Here is a 17,227-nt window from a genome sequence, read left to right on the forward strand (position 1 = left end):
TTTCATTTTTCATTATTTGACAAATCACTAAAAAATCGTAGTTGTATTGACTACGACTTTTTAGCGCCATTTTTTAATTATATTGCTCTAAAGTAACGTACATTCCCTTTGTCAGAATTGTTTCCAACAACCCACCTAATTGCTCTGAGCTCATCTTTTTTCCTTTCCTTGTCCGTTCAATTAGCATCGAACACAGGCCAGAAATATAAAAATTTAAAATATAGTCTGTCATTTCATTCTCATGAATTGCCATTTGAGCACGAAAAAACGACTCCAATTTCTCGGTTAATCGGTCAATTGTATGATATGAGTCTGGGCTTTTCAGTAAAACGTTAAAGTACGGGTCATTGCTTTCCAGTATCTTCACGAAATAATAAGAAACGTTTTCAATTGAAAAACCAGCCTGGAAATTTTCCTTGATTGTATTCGTAAAATTATCAATGAATTGATTTTCCATTTGGTCACGAACGTCATAAACATCATAAAAATGCTTATAAAAAGTCGTCCGGTTAATATGGCAATTAGCAACAATCTCTTTAACGCTTACTTGAGTAATCGTTCGTTTTTCATATAATTTGCCGAATTCCGTCATAATCAATTTATCTGTATCTTTGCGAGACATTGTCATCATTCCCTATCCATTAAACACATCTTTATCATAGCATAGTCACGTCAAAAGCAACACGTGTTGCATTAACTGGGTACGCGCATGGATTACTATGCTCAAAAAAAGCGCGGCGCCGGCACCTATTTGGGGCAAGATTATTTTGTCTACTTAAACGGTCACGTTGTCAGTCGTTATTAGCATAAACATGAATAAGGCAATTTAATCACTGCAAAAAAAGTGGCTCAGTCAGAAACATGAAGTACCGTTTCTGATTGAACCCCTTTTTTACATTGAATTTATTTATATCTGGCCGTGTATGACGATAGCTTAAATAAGTACAATCAGTTGATTTACTTTCCCATCATTGCTACCGCCGCTGGTTAACAACCACAATATCGCGCAATGCGCTAACAAACGCAGGGTCCTCATTTACCGGTTTGATCCGGACCAGTTCGGTACCGCCAGCGTCTTCAAAATAACCTCTGTTTTCGATTCCGATTTCTGAAATGGTTTCCAAACAATCGGCGATAAAACTGGGCGTAATCACCGCCACCGAACGTGTGCCACCCTGAGCTAAATCGACTAGGGTCTGGTGGGTGCTCGGTTGAAGCCACTGACTCGGCCCAAACTGTGACTGATATGATTGGCTGACTTGAACGGTAGGATTCAAACGTGCCACAACCCCCGCTGTCGTATCGGTACACTCCTTTGCATAGGGGTCGCCCTGCTGTGCGTAGCTTTCAGGAATGCCGTGATAGGAGAACACAAGGTGCTCAACCGGGTGCTTTTCCAGCTGGTTTTTAATGTTGTTGGCAAGCGCATCAAGGTAGGCCGGTTCGTGGCAATAGCTGCTGATCAGGTGTAGCGTTGGGCTGGATTGCTGATGCAGATAGAACCGGTGCACGCTGTCCAGCACCGAGGCAACAGTGGTGGTCGAATACTGCGGGTAAGCCGGCAGAATCGTTAAATCATCGACGCCGGCTTGCGTCATGGCTGTCAGCTCGTTTTCAATCGACGGTTGGCTATAGCTCATCGCGAAACGGACACGTTGTTCAGGCAGCAGTGTTTGCAGCTGTTCCGCTTGTGCCTTCGTAATCGTTAACAACGGACTGCCCTCATCAGTCCAGATTTTTTGGTAAAGTTTGGCCGAACGCGGGCCGCGAAACGGCATGATCATGCCATGTAAAATCGGCTGCCAAAATATTGGGTTCATTTGGATAACACGCCGGTCACTGAGAAACGCCCCCAAATACCGACGAACCGCCTGTGCCGTTGGTTCCTCCGGCGTTCCTAGATTAATCAATAAAACACCTTTCATATGTATCCCTCCATGCGGGATTCCCCCGCTCCTCATTTCATGAAAACCGAGTGTGTCGGCTCCCATACCGGTGCCCACAACTGCCGTGTTTTCCCTAACTGATTGCGAAACCCCCAGTCCACAGCAGCGTAACGGCCCCCAGTACTAAGACGCAATATTTCGCGTCTTTCACCAGTGTGACTGCGGTATCGCTTCAACGGACTCTAATCCGGCAATTAAACTAATCATACCGCAATTTTTACGCGTTCTCTTTCAAAACGCACTGAACAAGTCTCAGCTGCCGGTGACGCTCAACTCTGACAGCTGCCAAATCATCTGGTTTCAGCAAGTTAATGGTCTTTATCGCATAGTCACTGGCTGCCGCAGCATGTCCGCGCATGTGCCCAGTAGCAACGGCTTGGGCAAACGTGCGTGCAGCAAACTTACCGGTAGCCGTTTGGGACGCCTTTGCGATGTCATTCACACGAAACCCGATTTGCCGAAGAGCGCCAGCACTAATTTGGCCAGCACTGCGTTGTTTCAAAGCCGTTTCGCCCAACTGAATTCTTGGATCAGAACGTAATGCCGCATCAAAATAGTGCAGAAACGGCTGGGCGACCCTGAGCGCCCAAACCATTAGTTCAGCGTGGGTCAAAAACTCAAGCTGCGTTATTAACGTTTCACGCAATGCCGGATCATCATTAAGCGAAATTTTTACCGGAGTAGACAGCCTACCAGCGGCCGCCTTAATTTCACGCTCATGCTGATTCCAAGAATAATCGTTCAACTCCACCCGAATCACCCCTTTTGACTTGTCGGCTTCTTTTCCAGACCAATACATTTGAGCGCCTTGTTACTTATGATATGGTGAGCCCTCATTGATCATAAATGCCCGGTAAATCTGCTCGGTCAGCACCAAGCGCATCAACTGGTGCGGCAACGTGAATTTACCAAACGAAATCTGCGTATCCGCGCGTTTTAAAACAGCAGGGTCCAGCCCCAGTGACCCGCCGATCACAAACGTAATGTCTGAGTGACCGTATGTCGTCAAGTCCTTGATCTCCTTCGCAAACGCCTCCGAAGTACGTTCCTTACCTAAAATGGCCAGCGCGAAGACGTACTCCCGGTCCTTGATCTTATCCAGGATGCGGTCACCCTCTTTTTCCATCACTTGGGCCATTTGAGCATCACTTAACGATTCGGGTGCTTTTTCGTCCGGCACCTCCACAATTTGGAATTTACAGAAGCGTGACAGGCGTTTAGCGTATTCCTGAATGCCCTGCTTAAAATACTTCTCTTTTAGTTTCCCAACAACTACGAGTTTAATGTTCATAAATTTCCCTTTCTCATCCGACTTATCCACAAAGTTATCCACAGGCTTATTCACATGATAGCTCTTTCGTTTCTTAGACCGATTTAATACCAATTTAGGTATACCAATTTTAGGTTTCACCCTGTTTTCAGTTTCTATTTTACCTAACAAACCGCGTGATAGCAACGTTTTCATCAAAAATTGACAAATTGACGTTTTAGTTATCCACAGGGTGTTCATAAATTAAAACAAAAAAGCGACTCAGCCTGTTCATAACAGGTCTCATCACCGTTTTCGAGTTATCCCCAAAGTTATCCACAGGACGTGGTGGATAACACCGATTTTCGAAATTTATCCGGAGAATCCGCTTACTACATTCGCATTTAAAATTCCGAACGACCGATTTCACCCTACCTTCCCAATTCTATATAAAACGAATATTCGACTTTTTCAAACCACGAAAAAACGCAATAACCGGTTAGCCGATCATTGCGTTTTCAGTTCATTTTTCTTTAATGATTAGTTATTGAGCTGACTAGTGGTTTCCGTCAACTTCACACTAACCGTCTTTTCCTTACCGCTCCGGTAATAAGTCAGCTTGATGGTGTCGTTGACCTTGTGCTCGTACAACAGATCACGTACGCTGGTGGTCGAAGTAACCTTCTTACCATCAATTGCGGTAATGACATCGTACTTCTTCAAGCCAGCCTTACCAGCAGGTGTGCTTGAACCCGGTGTCGTCATGACGACCGCCCCGTTTGAAACGCTTGATGGCAGCTTCAAGACGGAACTTTGTTGTGACGAGGAAATTTCTGACAGATCAACATACTTAATACCCAGTGCGGGACGAACAATCTTCCCGTTCTTGATCAACTGGTTGATGATCTTAACGACTTCGTTACTTGGGATAGCAAAGCCCATCCCTTCAACGCTGGTTCCTTCACTGTCGGTAGCCAGTTTCATCGAGTTGATCCCAATGACCTGCCCTTCAAGGTTCAACAGCGGTCCGCCAGAGTTCCCGGGGTTAATCGCCGTGTCCGTTTGAATAACGGTGGCAGTCCCATTTGACGTGGTAACCGAACGCTTCTTGGCAGAGATGATTCCTTCCGTCAGTGATGATGCGTAATCGGTGCCCAGTGGCGACCCAATAGCCAGTGAGGTCTCCCCAACTTCAATGTTGTTGGAGTTCCCAAAGGTGGCGACACTCTTAACATCCGTCCCGTTGATCTTCAAAACGGCCAGGTCGGTTACAGAATCCTTACCGACTAATTTAGCAGTCAGTTTCTTCCCGTTGCTCAAAACAACTTCCAAGGCGTTTGAACCGGAAACCACGTGATTGTTGGTCACAATGTAAGCGGCGTTGCCGGACTTCTTATAGATGACGCCAGACCCCTCAGAACTCGTTTCAAGAGAACTGCTTGAGCTGGAGCTTGAAGAACTGCTGCTGCCGAATAACCCGCTGATGCCGGTCGATGATGAACTTTCTTTTTGTAAATTGATCACGGACACAACAGCTGGTTTAACGGCTTTATACACCTTTGACGCCTGTGAATTCACCTTGACATTAAGGGTGCTGGTTTTCGCCGTTCCGCCACTGTTTGAGCCGCTTGGTACAGCCGTTGAATTGTGGTTGCTAATGTATGTGGCGCCACCATAAACGGCTCCACCGCCAACTGCCCCTGCAACTAACGCAGTAACAGCGACCTTCGTTAACATCCCACGGTTGTTTGACCGTTTTGGTTCTTCTGGTTCGTTTGATTCCGGTTGATTATCCATTACATCGCGCAAAAATGCGCTTCCCTCCCTTAACTTCTCATTTGTACCCTTGTACGGTACGTTATTAATATCTATTTTAAAGGCAAGTTATGAAAAATGTTTGAATAATGATTGCACAAATGTATAAGTTTTTCATAAGTAACCCTTACGACTTTAAGCTAATCAGTCAAGAAAACTAGATTTGAAAAGTGAGTTTCTTGGCATTTTAGGCGAGTGCTGCACTTTGATTACAGCGTGACTAACCCGCTCGCTTTTTCCGGATCTGTATCAAGAATCTTGAAATCGTGATCCACGCCGTAATCATGGTCTTCCATGATAGAAGCAACGGTCAGGTGAGCCAGCGATTTCATGTTGTTTTCCTGACTCAAATGACCCAGGAAAATGCGTTTCGTGCGGTTACCCAAGACGTCCATCATGACGTCAGCCCCATCCTCGTTTGACAAGTGACCCGTGTCACTAAGGATGCGTTGCTTCAGAGGCCAAGAATAGCTGCCCATCCGCAACATTTCCACGTCATGGTTACATTCCATCAGATAACCGTCAGCGTTGCTGATAACGCCTTCTACGTGGTCTGAGACGTAGCCGGTATCCGTCAAGATAACGAAACTTTTGCCGCCGCTGTGAAACGCATAAAACTGAGGTTCTACGGCATCATGCGATACCGTAAAACTTTCGACGTCCAAATCGCCCATACTCAACGTGGTATCCGGAGCAAACAGGTTTTTCTGTTCAGTGGCCACCTTGCCGATCTTCGGTGCCATGGCGTCCCAGGTACCCTCGTTGGCATACACGTTTAAGCCGGGGTACCGGCGAGCAAGGATACCAACACTCTTGCGGTGATCACTGTGTTCGTGGGTCACGAAAAGCGAATCAACGTCCTGCATGTCCTTACCAACGGAAGCCATGAGATTTTCGATTTTTTTGCCGCTCAGCCCAGCATCCACCAGCACCTTGTGTTCATTTGTTTCAATATAGGTGCAGTTGCCAGTACTCCCACTAGCCAGCACACAAACCTTTAGCCCTTCATTTTCCATCGATTTCTCTACTTCCTTTTGCCTTAATTACTTGAATCCGGTGACGCACGCAACCTTTTTAAAAATCGTGTGCGAGAACTTTTTTAATCAGCTGTTCGCTAATTGATTAGTCGTTTACTATTACACCGCATTTTTGGAGAAAAGGCAATTATAGAGTGCGGAAGAAGGGCGGTTAGGGGGCGGAGCATAAGGGCAACTGGGCAGAAAAACCCGGGCTTGGTTTTTGTGCCCAGTTGCCCTTATGCAGGAGCCCCCTGCCCCTCAGGAGCACGTTTCGACAATATAAATTGAATATGCTTTACCTTATCAATCGGGCCTTTGGCTGAAATAAAATAATCAACTGCAAAAAGAGGCGCTTAAAGGGCGACATGGCAGAAAAACCCGGGCTTGGTTTTTGTGCCATGTTGTCTTTATGCAGGAGCCCCCTGCCCCTCAGGAGCACGTTTCGACAATATAAATTGAATGCGCCTGATCATTCGGGTCTTTAGCTGAAATAAAATAATCAACTGCAAAAAGAGGCGCTTGAAGACCGCGCAATACACTTTCCTCTTGTAGCGCGTTTCAGCTACTTTACCTAATTGCACCAGCTCGATCGGACCTTTCCTACAGTTATCAATAGAAAAATTCACAACGCCTCAAACCAATCATTTGACCAATTCTAACCAAGCGCATAGACTAAGCAAAAAAGTAAGGGACGTGACATTATTGGCAACAATTGGCGTAATTGGAAGCGGCCACATTGGTGAAGCAGTCGCCAAGCTCTTGATTGACGCAGGCAACACTGTCATCATGAGCAATCACCACGGTTCAGAATCACTCAAAGGCTTGATTAACGCACTCGGACCAAAGGCTAAGGCCGGCACGCCAGCGGAAGCCGGTCAGCAGGACATCGTTATTTTGGCCGTTTTACGTCCAGGTGTCGCCGATGCCTTGGCAAAAACACCAAATTGGACTGGTAAGATCATCATCGATGCCACAAATGAACTACCAGATTCCCGCACTGATCCCGCATATCCCGGTAGCGAACTGGTTGCACATTTAGCGCCAGGCGCCCACGTGATCAAGGCTTTTAACACGCTATTTGCACGTTATATCACTGGTGAAACAGCAGCCGGCAAGCGGGTACTGTTTTATGGTGGTGACGATGCCGACAGTAAGAAAACGGCAGCCGCTCTTTTTGAAAAAATGGGCTTTGCACCCGTCGATCTTGGGACGCTAAAAGAGGCTTCCCCAATGATGGAATTTGGTGCCCCGCTTTCAGGAACGCACTTTATCCAAACGCAAGAGTAACGCTAATCAATACTGTGTAACATGACGACTTGGTGTACCTAACACCGGGTCGTTTTTATTGTTGTGCCCCATGTAACCTCCCGTCAACACGAATTCCTGATTGGACCATCGTTAGGCACAGCGATGGCCATAATAATCGATGTTTATTTTACTTAAGTAACCATAAAGTTGGCTTAAATTAATGTTGAAATTTGGCGCTAAAAAACCGCTTAGCAATTGATTCATCGGAATTGATTGTTAAGCGGTTTTTTTACTATTTGGTTTCTGTTTCTGTCTGCAGGGCGTTTTTGGCGAATTAATTTTAGTTTACATTGCTGAAACGTGTTTCGCAGGGCTGAGGGCTCCTACGTAAGGCACTTCGGCCCGAAAAGTCCGGGTCTGACTTTTTGGGTCGAAGTGCCTTACGCTCCGCCCTCAATGCGCCCTGCTCCACACTCTCTTAATTAATCGTAAATATCTCCGAATTAGAATTGCTGCTCTGATTCGAACTCCCGGTCTTAATAATCTCACCCGTGTAAGCGTTCACCCGCTTCAGAATCGTTGTGGACGAACCGCTCATTCGGACCGCGAACACCCAAGTTGGGATGAACACGTACTGGCCGCGGGCTGTCAGCAACCTTGTGTAGGCTAAGTTGTCCCAGTCGATCTTGGCACCGTTTGACAATTCATTATATTGGTAAAGCCAAGTCAGCGCCTTTTTTTCGGAAATCGTCTTGGTTTTTTCCTTCAGCAGCTTGACGTTGCTTAGGTAGTTTTGACTATAGCCGACGACACGGCGCTCGCTGTTCAGCGTGAAACGGATCTGGCCATACTTTGAGTATACCGGACCTGAAGCAACTCGCTGAACATAAACGATCTCGGTCTTAGTGGACAACTTTTTGCTGTAGCTGTAGGAATCTCCAAAGGCAACCAGAACCGGGTTATTAACGACCTTGTCCAGTGTCTTTTTCGTTTTGCCTGTTGGTACAGTGATGCTGCGCTTGAATTCACTGACGAGTTCCGTCCCATCAAAGCGGTATGACTGCTGCTGCAGGCCGGTGGCTTGTTGACGCAGTGTCGAAGAATTATCCGCAGAAAAGTAGAACCCCTCGTGCGTATCATTTGCGGGTTTACTGAAACTAATTTGATCCTTGCGCATTTCTTCCAGAATGTTGCTGCTGCTGGATGTGTCCGAATTTGTAACACTGCTGCGATTATAGACGACAAACAAAAACACGTCGATAGCGATGAATATGATTAAGAAAATCCCCAAAATTCGTTTAAAGTTCACGAGTTGGTCCTCCTTCCCCCAAAAATGGTTTAGTCACCATTGATAGCGTCCGTGTAAGTTTCCCACTGATGGTTGATTAAGACATACCATGTTGGTGACAGGTTAACCGCCCTTTTCATGTCGGTGGCCCGAGACCACTCATAGCCCAACTTAATGTTGGTGATCTTGGATTGTTTGATCCCAGCATTCTTAAGTTCAGTTAGAAGCGTCTTCATTGAAATCAGCGTTGTGGTGGAACGCTCAGGTGGAATTGGGACTTGTAAACTATCCAGTGAGAAGTACATGCGGTACGAGGTCTGATCCAGCGTACTGAATCGAACCGCACCGAAACCGGACTGGTCAAAGACCGGCACCCCGCCTACGTACGTTCGGAAAATGGTGGTATCGTTACCGGAATCATAGTAGAACAGCCGAATACTGTCCATCGGGATTCCAACCATGACCATTTGCTGGTAGGCATGGTTCATCGTTGATAGGAAACTGCCAGACCCGGATTTCGAATTGTAGTTGGTAAAGGTCACCGTATCGCTGCTCTTATCAACCGTCATCTGACGAAAGCCACGGTCGTTGTACTCGGTTTTGTTTTTCCGACGTTTGACCTGAACACTGTTACTGTTGTTACTCGTCATAATACGATTGGCATAGTAAGTCTCGGTCTGTTGCGTCAACTGAAAACTGTAATTTTTCAATTTAACGGCCTTTGGATAATAAACCAGCGGCTTGCCATTTAAGAGTTTGATATCCACTTCATGTTTGACCATCTGATCGGCCAAAACTTTCTTGAGTTTACTGGAGTTGTTCCCCTTCAACGTCACACGTTCGATGTGATAGTTTTTATCGTTTAACAAATACAGATGCTTCGAATCATTCAAAAGCAGCTGAACACGATTAAACCGCATATTGGGAATCTTCAACTGATTCTGGAACACTTTTCGAAAGAAATTGACGGTCATTGACGTTTCATAGTTCAACAACAGGCTGTTCTTTCGGTGCAGTTGTTTTAAATACTTGCTGCTGGAGCCCTGACTGATTGATGTCGTCCCGGTAGATTTAAACCGGCTCATCTTATCGCGCAATTGAGACACGATGTTGATGCGATTGTTGGTCAAGGTCTGCTGCTTGCCCGTTTTACTCGTCGAAATAATGTAAGACGGCAGGTAAATATCCTGGAACGTCGCGTTGCTCGTATTATCGCTGGTCTTGGTCACCTTGGTGCCGCTGTTGCCGTTTGAGTGGGCCGGGTTGGTCCACATCATGCCAGACAGTACCAAGCTCAATACCAAGGCAACGCCGAGACCAGTCGGCAGTAATAATTGTCTAATCTTCATCCCAGAGATCGTCCCCCTCATCATAAGGTTCATACGGCAACGAAATGTAGAAGGTCGAGCCGTGACCCTCACGAGATTCGACCCAGATCTTGCCGCCCAGCGACTGGACAACTTCCTTGGAAATAGCCAGCCCTAAGCCGGTTCCGCCTTGTGCCCGCGACCGTGCTTTATCAACTCGGTAGAACCGGTCGAACACGTGCGGAATATCGGCTCGCGGAATCCCAAGACCCTGGTCAGCGATGCTCATGATGACGTTATTGTGCGTTTCGATCAGGCGGCAGGTCACCACCCCACCATCAGGCGAATACTTGATGGCGTTATTCATAATGTTATCCAATACTTGGGTAAACCGGTCGGTATCGATCTCAACCCACAAATCACGTTGTGTAAACTCCCGTTTGATGGTGTAGTGCTTATCAGAACGGTCGTTTTGCTCGTTGGAGTCGATGATCATATCAAAACGGTTGAGGACGTAGTTAAACAATTCATTGAGGTTCACAAGTTCCAGATTCAGTTTTTGTGTTCCGGAATCCATTCGTGACAGGGTCAACAGGTCGTTGATCATCCGAATCATCCGGTCAGTTTCCTCCTGGGTCACCTTCAAGAACTTCGGGGCAATCTCAGGATCTTTCCAAGCACCGTCTGACAGAGCTTCAATATACGAACGCACGCTGGTCAGCGGTGTCCGCAGTTCATGAGAAACGTTCGAAACAAACTGCTTACGGTCCTCGTCAATCTTTTGTTGTTCAGTGACATCGTGCAGCACACAAGCCAGCCCGCTAATAAACCCGGATTCTCGCTGAATCAGTGAGAAATAGGCCTGCAGGATCAGGTCGTGGTCGTCCGTTGAAAAGTCCAGCATAATTTCATCCGGGTCTTCCAATAGGTCACGCAATGTATATTGTTTACGAATATTCAAAATATCAAGAATTGATCGGCCGATTGCCTGGTCTGAATCAACATCCAGAAATTCAACGGCGGTTTCGTTGATGATTGTGACATTCCCACGGCGATCGGTGGCGATAACCCCGTCGGTCATGTGCGCCATAACCGAATTCAGCCGTCGTCGCTCAGACTCGGTCGATTCCTGAGATTCCTCCACACGAACAGACAGGTTGTTAACGGCACTTGCCAACTGGCCAAGTTCATCGTTTCCGTAGATTTTAACCTGACCGGAATAATCACCACGTGCAATTCGCAGCGCCTGTTCCTTCATTTCAGTAATGGGGACAGTAATTGCCCGGGAAATAACTAGTGACAAAATCAGTCCCAGACCGACCGCGATAATGGCGGCCAGCAAATAAATGGTCGTGACCTGGCTGATACTGTTATAAACGTTCTTCAAACTCGCCCTGATGTAAACAACACCAACGGGCGTACTGCTCCCGCTGGATTGTTTGATCAAAGGCGTTATTTTCGTGTAGTAGTACTGATTTGTGTCGGCATCGTAAGTGGTGGCTTCACTGCCGCCGCTGTTGTTATAAATCACTTTTTTAACCGCGTTGTCCGTGGTCTTCTGGCCAACGATCGTTTGATTATTAGCTTCATTGGTCCCCCGAATGGTGCCCTTGTTGTCAATCACCCGAATTTCGGCATTCGCCGTGCTCGGAATATTGGCATCAGAAAGAAGAATGCAAATCTGCTTATTTGCAGACGTCGTATTCGTCCGTGACAACTCGTTGGTCAGGTTCGTGCTCACGTAACGTTGAAGCGAGATTTGGTTCTTAAAAGTCCGCAAGTTCTGGGATTCCAGCTGCTGGACAAATACCGCCCCGACAATTTCCAACGTAATGATTAACATCATTGCGAACACAAACGCAATCTTAAATTGAATCGACTGGTACCATCTTAGTTTTCGTTTCACGTTACTGCTTACCCCTTAATAGCCAAAAGTGAGGTCCTTTCTATATATAAAGACGAAAGCGGCCACCAAATTGTTTTATACAAAATGGGTCACTTCAGGCTTTAGGGCCCCACTACGGCAAAAATAGTGGCCGTTATTGAAAACGACAGTCTGCACCCCTGCCATTTAGGCTTGGGCGGCATCTCCATCGGTGTTACGCAAATAGTAGCCCACCCCGCGTCGTGTGACAAGCCAGGTTGGGTGGCTTGGATTATCTTCAATCTTTTCACGGAGACGACGGACCGTGACATCAACAGTTCGGACGTCGCCAAAATAGTCATAACCCCAAACCGTTTGCAGCAAGTGTTCCCGGGTCATGACTTGGCCGATATGTTGAGCCAAATAGTGTAACAATTCAAATTCACGGTGGGTCAGCTCAATGTTTTGCCCCCGTTTTGATACCGAATAAGCGTCCGGGTGAATAACCAAGTCGCCAATTTCAATATCCTTATTTTCCTCTTCTTCAGGAACCGCGGTACTTACGGTGTTTTGACGCCGCAAGTTGGCCTTGACCCGAGCAACCAGTTCCCGGTTAGAGAACGGCTTTGTGACATAGTCATCGGCACCCAGTTCAAGCCCTAAGACCTTGTCCAGTTCAGAGTCCTTAGCAGTGACCATAATGATTGGCATATCATGCTTCATACGCACTTGACGGGCGACTTCAAGGCCGTCCACCTTAGGCAACATGAGATCCAAAATAATCAGGTCCGGTTCGACCTCTTCAACTTGTTGCAACGCTTCCTCACCATCGTGAGCCACGTAAACGTCGTAACCTTCTTTTGTTAAGTTAAACTTGATAATATCAGTAATTGGTTTTTCATCATCGACAACTAGAATTTTTTTCATCTGAATGTATCCTCCTTCAGATAACGATTCGTTTCAGGTAAGTTTAGTTTTATTAGTTTAAGTGCTTTTCGGTTAATATTGATTCAAGTAGCACGGCCCGAACCAACGATTTCAGGAATTAGTGTTGACGATTGGTCTACACAACGCTTATTATATCACAGTATCAGGGATTACGCAGAGCCCCGGCAACACCGGTCCACCACACTTTTTTGCAAAAAAACCAGCAAAATGCAAAAAAAATCAAAAAAGTTGTTGCCAACATCAAATCTACATGATATTATATTTAACGTTGATTGATTCAGCAAACACGTCAACAGCAACATATTTAATGATATGGGCAGTTAGCTCAGCTGGCAGAGCAACGGACTCTTAATCCGTGGGTCCAGGGTTCGATCCCCTGACTGCCCATCATATCAACACCACTAATCAGCAGACACGCCGCGTTAAACGCCGTGATTGCTGATTTTTTTGTGTCTTCTTTGTAGTGGCGGTTACTGACAGTCACAGAATGCAACACGTAAGCACCCCGTCAGCAATGCCAATGAAGAGCCTGCCCAGCCAAGGCCGTTTCATTCCAGTTCTCCCACCCTGAACCGACACGTACCCCACCAGGACGCAAAGGCTTTCTCCGCCGCTCTTAAATAAATTTAATAGCTAGCTGTCAGTGTCTTCTTTAACATGTGGATCGTGATAATCGATTGCAGACACGGTTGTACAATGTAATATACAACCTTTATAGGTACCCCCTTCTACTAGCTATCTACTACCCACCATTGCGTTTAACGAAACAGCCGTTAAAAGGATAATGATTGCGGGTAAGCGGCAGCAAACAGTCATATAATAGAAGAAATATCACAATTAGGGGAAGTTCTGGTCGAATTTCACCGCCGGACTTCAAGGGGGACACTGATCTTGAAAGCTAAACTTAAAGAGCGTCTGGACGTTTTTGCAGACGCCGTTATTGCCATCATTATCACCATTATGGTTATGTCATTGCCGCTGGATATTCACAACGGTGTGGTCGATTACGCTCAATTGTTCAAATCAATCGGCATCTACCTTGTCAGCTTCTGTTTTATTGCTAACCTGTGGTACCAGCATGCGCTTGTCTTCAACGAAGCAGAAACGGTGGCTAATCGAGTCGTCGTTTTCGATTTGATCCTGCTATTTTTGATGTCACTGATGCCAGCCTTTACCAGACTCATCACCACCGTCACCAACGCAGATTCCGTCATGCTGTACGGCGGTCTAAGTCTGCTCATCTCCTTTATTTTCAGCTGGATTTCACGCACGATCATTCAGGGGAAATACACGGACAAAGCGGCAATGACTCAAATCTACAAGAGCATTTTCGGTTCAACGGTTTGGAATTCTTGGATCATTTACATCATTATTATCGGTCTCGGTTACTTCTACCCGGAAGTCGCACTCGGGCTCTATTTTTTCATTCCACTGTGGTCGTTTTTTTCTCACAGCCGCGAGCAGGAAGAATTTCAGCAAATGGACCAGATGGAGGTGCAGGACCAGCAAAACTTTCTGGCGCTGCCGGTCGCCAAGAAACGCGATTTTCGTCATCTCATCCGCAACTATCAAATACAAGCCAGACACGCCAGCAATGATCGCAATCAGCAACACGCCGCCTGGGTCAAATTTTCCGAACAGGCCAAATCTGAATTCGGTATTTCAGATGGCACGCTGGCAAAGTGGATGAAGGTCAATAATCAAGGCCGTAATCGTCATCAATCTAAGCAATAATCCGAAACATAAAAGCGTCCATCAATCATTCTGAGAATGATGATGAACGCTTTTGTGTTTCACGTGCTAGCTGATACCGTACCGTTGCGTGGGTCGGCTCTGTAGGTATCATTTACAATCGATGATAAACCACATTGTGTTGGCCTGTAACCTGTTAATCAGTAGTTACGGCTCGGGTAGCAAGAAATAATCGGCAGTTAGTGCACTGACAGGCAATCTCGTACGAATTTTTTGCAAATTCGGTTTAACACGTTGCGATACTTAATTATTGGTACAACGCAATCTCAAAGCGAGTGAGGTGCACCGTATTTAGAAACCCTAAGCCCCTTGCTCAACCTTTTGAGAAGCAATGGTCTCTTCAATCGCTTTCCCAAGCCGTTGGATCCCAGTAATAATCTTCTCGTCAGTCATGTTGGAGTAATTCAACCGGAACGTCCCAGGAATGACCTTATCGGCATAGAATGGTTCACCGGGAACGAAGGCAACGTTGTTCTTAATGCAGGTGTTAAAGAGCTCCTGGGTGTTAAAGAGCTCCTGGGTGTTGATATCACCGGGCACTTCGACCCAGATAAACAGCCCGCCCTCAGGATGACTGTAGTGCACGTTCTTTGGGAAATACTTCTCAATGGCGTCCATCATAACACCTTCACGCTCGCGATAGCAGGCCTTAATTTTGGCGATGTGGTCGTCGATATTGTACTCATCCATGTACTTAGCAATGATGTGCTGCGTTAAATTATCAGAGTGCACATCGGCCGATTGCTTCATTAAAGTAAACTTCTTGACGAGTTTCTTTTCAGCAACGATCCAGCCGATCCGCAACCCGGGTGCTAAGATCTTTGAGAAAGTGGACATGTAGATGACCCGCTCATCATCGTCAACGCTCTTGATCGGCGCAACGTCGTCACCAGCATAGCGGATGGCACCGTATGGGTCGTCTTCAAGAATAATGACGTCGTACTTCTTAGCGATGTCGATCATCTGTTGGCGCCGGTCAAACGGCATCGTCCGGCCAGTCGGGTTTTGGAAACTTGGAATCGTGTAGATGAACTTGGTGTTTGGATTATCAACTAATGCCTGTTCCAAAGCATCCATCTTCATGCCGTCATCGTCCATTTCAACGCCGACTAAGTGCGCGCCATAGGTCCGGAAAACGTCCAGGGCACAAAGGTAAGTCGGTTGTTCAACGATCACTGTGTCGCCGGGGTTCACAAACATCTTGGCAGTTAAATCAATGGACTGTTGAGAACCGGTAGTAATGATAATGTTATCGGCAGTCGTGTGAATGTTGGATTTCACCATGCGTTTCACAATTTGGTCACGCAGTTCAGGTAACCCGTTGGCGACGCTGTACTGCAACGCTGCCTGACCAGATTCGTCATACACTTCATCGGTCACCTTTTTAAGGTCGTCCACCAGAAACAATTCTGGTGCAGGCAGGCCACCGGCAAACGAGATGATCTTATCAGAGCCCGCCACCTTTAAAATGTTGCCGACGGGGTCTTCGTCACTTTCTGGAACACGGTCTGAGTATTGATATTTCATGCGTTTGCGCCTGCCTTTTCAGTGGTTTGAGCGTCCGCTGTGTTTTCAGCAGGCTTGTGATATTTGCGCATCATTTCAGCCATATGGACTTCGTGAACAACAAATTCGTGGGTCCGGCAAACGTAATCGTGTTCGCGGCCAATCTTTGCGATATACCCGTTAATGTAGTCAACTTCAGTCGGGCGACCCTTTGAGAAGTCTTGGTACATTGATGGATAGTGGTACTTGTAAGCCTTAGAAACGGTGATAACAGAATCTGTTTCCTGCTGACGTGTTTCAATTAAGTGAATACCGGCACGTTCGCAGGCATCAAAGGCTTCATTGAAGAGCTGGGCTGACATTTCACGAACACCATCGTATTCAATGAACTGACCCATTTGCATTTCAAACATCGTACAAAGCGTGTTGGTAACAGCGTTGAAGACAACTTTGGACATGCACATGCCCTTCCATTCATCGGAGAAGATCGGGCCTAATTTTGCCTTAGTGAAATCATCGAAAATGGCTTGAACTGTTTCGTCCGGTTTGGCGTTGTTGTAGCGTGCCATGTGCATCTGTTCTGAATCAACTGCGCCCATGAAATCAACGTTTGCGGGACCATCTAACCGAGTGGCGATCATCGCGCTCCCACAAACAATATGGTCTGCTGGGAAGTAGTTGGCAATCTTTTCAAAGTGACCCATGCCGTTCATGGCTGAAAAGACGTACTGGTCATCGTGGAAAATACCAGCCTTGCTGTCGCGTTCTAGTTCTTCTGCCAGTTGCATCTGTTTTTTAAAGACGATCCAAACATCTGGATGGCCGGTGTATTCTTCTGGGTAAAAAATGTTGATCGGCACGATATGCCGGTTTTCGTGGTCACGGGCTACGGAGACACCGCCTTGGCTGCGAACCTGTTCAACGTTTGGTTCCCAAGTATCAATAAAGTCAACATCTACGCCGGCGTTTTCCTGTAACATGACACCGTACCGATATCCCATTGCTCCTGCGCCAATAATGCCATACTTCATAATAACCACTCCTTAATTTATGTATTGTATGCTTGATCTACTATACATTCGCTACGACAACGAAAAACGCCCTTTGGTCACAAAGACCAAAGGACGTTTTCACGTGGTACCACCTTTTTTCGACTCAGCCTCACAGCTGATTCCTCAAACGTACAGCAGACTCGCTCTGCGATACGCGGCACGATAATGGGTGCACCCAGTTCACCTCGAAAAGTGAAGTTGTTCAACGCAATCTTTCTCATCGTAGTTTTAGT

General features: G+C 46.4%; 14 protein-coding genes and 1 tRNA gene. 3 read left to right on the plus strand and 12 right to left on the minus strand.

Annotated elements, in window-relative coordinates:
* Positions 1-73 precede the first annotated feature (73 nt).
* The 6 genes from FC82_RS07570 to FC82_RS07595 all read right to left on the minus strand — a co-directional run bounded on the left by FC82_RS07570 (position 74) and on the right by FC82_RS07595 (position 6,026).
* Positions 74-622, minus strand: a complete 549-nt coding sequence (locus FC82_RS07570) for a TetR/AcrR family transcriptional regulator (protein ID WP_054758881.1) — start codon at positions 620-622, stop codon at positions 74-76.
* A gap of 352 nt (positions 623-974) precedes the next feature.
* A complete protein-coding gene (hemH, locus tag FC82_RS07575; RefSeq protein WP_056996652.1) occupies positions 975-1,925 on the minus strand; it encodes a ferrochelatase in 951 nt (316 codons plus the stop codon).
* Between the two features lie 238 nt (positions 1,926-2,163).
* Complete coding sequence (locus FC82_RS07580; protein WP_054758879.1) at positions 2,164-2,745, minus strand: putative immunity protein; 582 nt, start codon at positions 2,743-2,745, stop codon at positions 2,164-2,166.
* A 12-nt stretch (positions 2,746-2,757) separates the two neighbouring features.
* Entirely contained in the window at positions 2,758-3,237 is a 480-nt protein-coding gene (gene rlmH, locus FC82_RS07585) for a 23S rRNA (pseudouridine(1915)-N(3))-methyltransferase RlmH (RefSeq protein WP_054758979.1), read from the minus strand.
* A gap of 498 nt (positions 3,238-3,735) precedes the next feature.
* Positions 3,736-4,992 (minus strand): S1C family serine protease, encoded by a 1,257-nt coding sequence (locus FC82_RS07590; protein WP_412778485.1) that lies wholly within the window; start codon positions 4,990-4,992, stop codon positions 3,736-3,738.
* 227 nt (positions 4,993-5,219) lie between these two features.
* Entirely contained in the window at positions 5,220-6,026 is an 807-nt protein-coding gene (locus FC82_RS07595) for an MBL fold metallo-hydrolase (RefSeq protein ID WP_054758877.1), read from the minus strand.
* 705 nt (positions 6,027-6,731) lie between these two features.
* Here FC82_RS07595 and FC82_RS07605 point away from each other — a divergent pair.
* A complete protein-coding gene (locus tag FC82_RS07605) occupies positions 6,732-7,316 on the plus strand; it encodes an NADPH-dependent F420 reductase (protein WP_056996653.1) in 585 nt (194 codons plus the stop codon).
* Between the two features lie 439 nt (positions 7,317-7,755).
* Here FC82_RS07605 and FC82_RS07610 read toward each other — a convergent pair whose 3' ends face one another.
* The 4 genes from FC82_RS07610 to yycF all read right to left on the minus strand — a co-directional run bounded on the left by FC82_RS07610 (position 7,756) and on the right by yycF (position 12,663).
* Positions 7,756-8,586 carry a two-component system regulatory protein YycI gene (locus FC82_RS07610; RefSeq protein WP_056996654.1) on the minus strand — a complete coding sequence of 277 codons (831 nt, stop codon included), beginning with the start codon at positions 8,584-8,586 and terminating at the stop codon, positions 7,756-7,758.
* A gap of 29 nt (positions 8,587-8,615) precedes the next feature.
* Positions 8,616-9,914 (minus strand): YycH family regulatory protein, encoded by a 1,299-nt coding sequence (locus FC82_RS07615; RefSeq protein ID WP_054758866.1) that lies wholly within the window; start codon positions 9,912-9,914, stop codon positions 8,616-8,618.
* Positions 9,904-11,778 carry a cell wall metabolism sensor histidine kinase WalK gene (walK, locus tag FC82_RS07620; protein WP_082620259.1) on the minus strand — a complete coding sequence of 625 codons (1,875 nt, stop codon included), beginning with the start codon at positions 11,776-11,778 and terminating at the stop codon, positions 9,904-9,906. Before walK ends, FC82_RS07615 begins: the two co-directional genes overlap by 11 nt.
* 165 nt (positions 11,779-11,943) lie before the next feature.
* The gene (yycF, locus tag FC82_RS07625) at positions 11,944-12,663 is read right to left on the minus strand and encodes a response regulator YycF (protein ID WP_054758864.1); all 720 of its coding nucleotides are present in this window, start codon (positions 12,661-12,663) and stop codon (positions 11,944-11,946) included.
* Positions 12,664-12,998: 335 nt separating this feature from the next.
* On the opposite strand from yycF, the gene FC82_RS07630 reads away from it, so the two are divergent.
* Positions 12,999-13,071, plus strand: a tRNA-Lys gene (locus tag FC82_RS07630).
* Between the two features lie 504 nt (positions 13,072-13,575).
* A complete protein-coding gene (locus FC82_RS07635) occupies positions 13,576-14,418 on the plus strand; it encodes a TMEM175 family protein (protein ID WP_056996655.1) in 843 nt (280 codons plus the stop codon).
* Positions 14,419-14,736: 318 nt separating this feature from the next.
* Here FC82_RS07635 and FC82_RS07640 read toward each other — a convergent pair whose 3' ends face one another.
* Together FC82_RS07640 and FC82_RS07645 are read right to left on the minus strand one after the other, a co-directional pair.
* The gene (locus FC82_RS07640) at positions 14,737-15,963 is read right to left on the minus strand and encodes an aminotransferase-like domain-containing protein (RefSeq protein ID WP_054758861.1); all 1,227 of its coding nucleotides are present in this window, start codon (positions 15,961-15,963) and stop codon (positions 14,737-14,739) included.
* Positions 15,960-16,973: a ketopantoate reductase family protein gene (locus FC82_RS07645; RefSeq protein WP_056996656.1), complete on the minus strand. Its 1,014-nt coding sequence runs from the start codon at positions 16,971-16,973 to the stop codon at positions 15,960-15,962. Before FC82_RS07645 ends, FC82_RS07640 begins: the two co-directional genes overlap by 4 nt.
* Positions 16,974-17,227: the final 254 nt, after the last annotated feature.

This window comes from Secundilactobacillus collinoides DSM 20515 = JCM 1123 (assembly GCF_001435975.1).
Classification (GTDB): domain Bacteria; phylum Bacillota; class Bacilli; order Lactobacillales; family Lactobacillaceae; genus Secundilactobacillus; species Secundilactobacillus collinoides.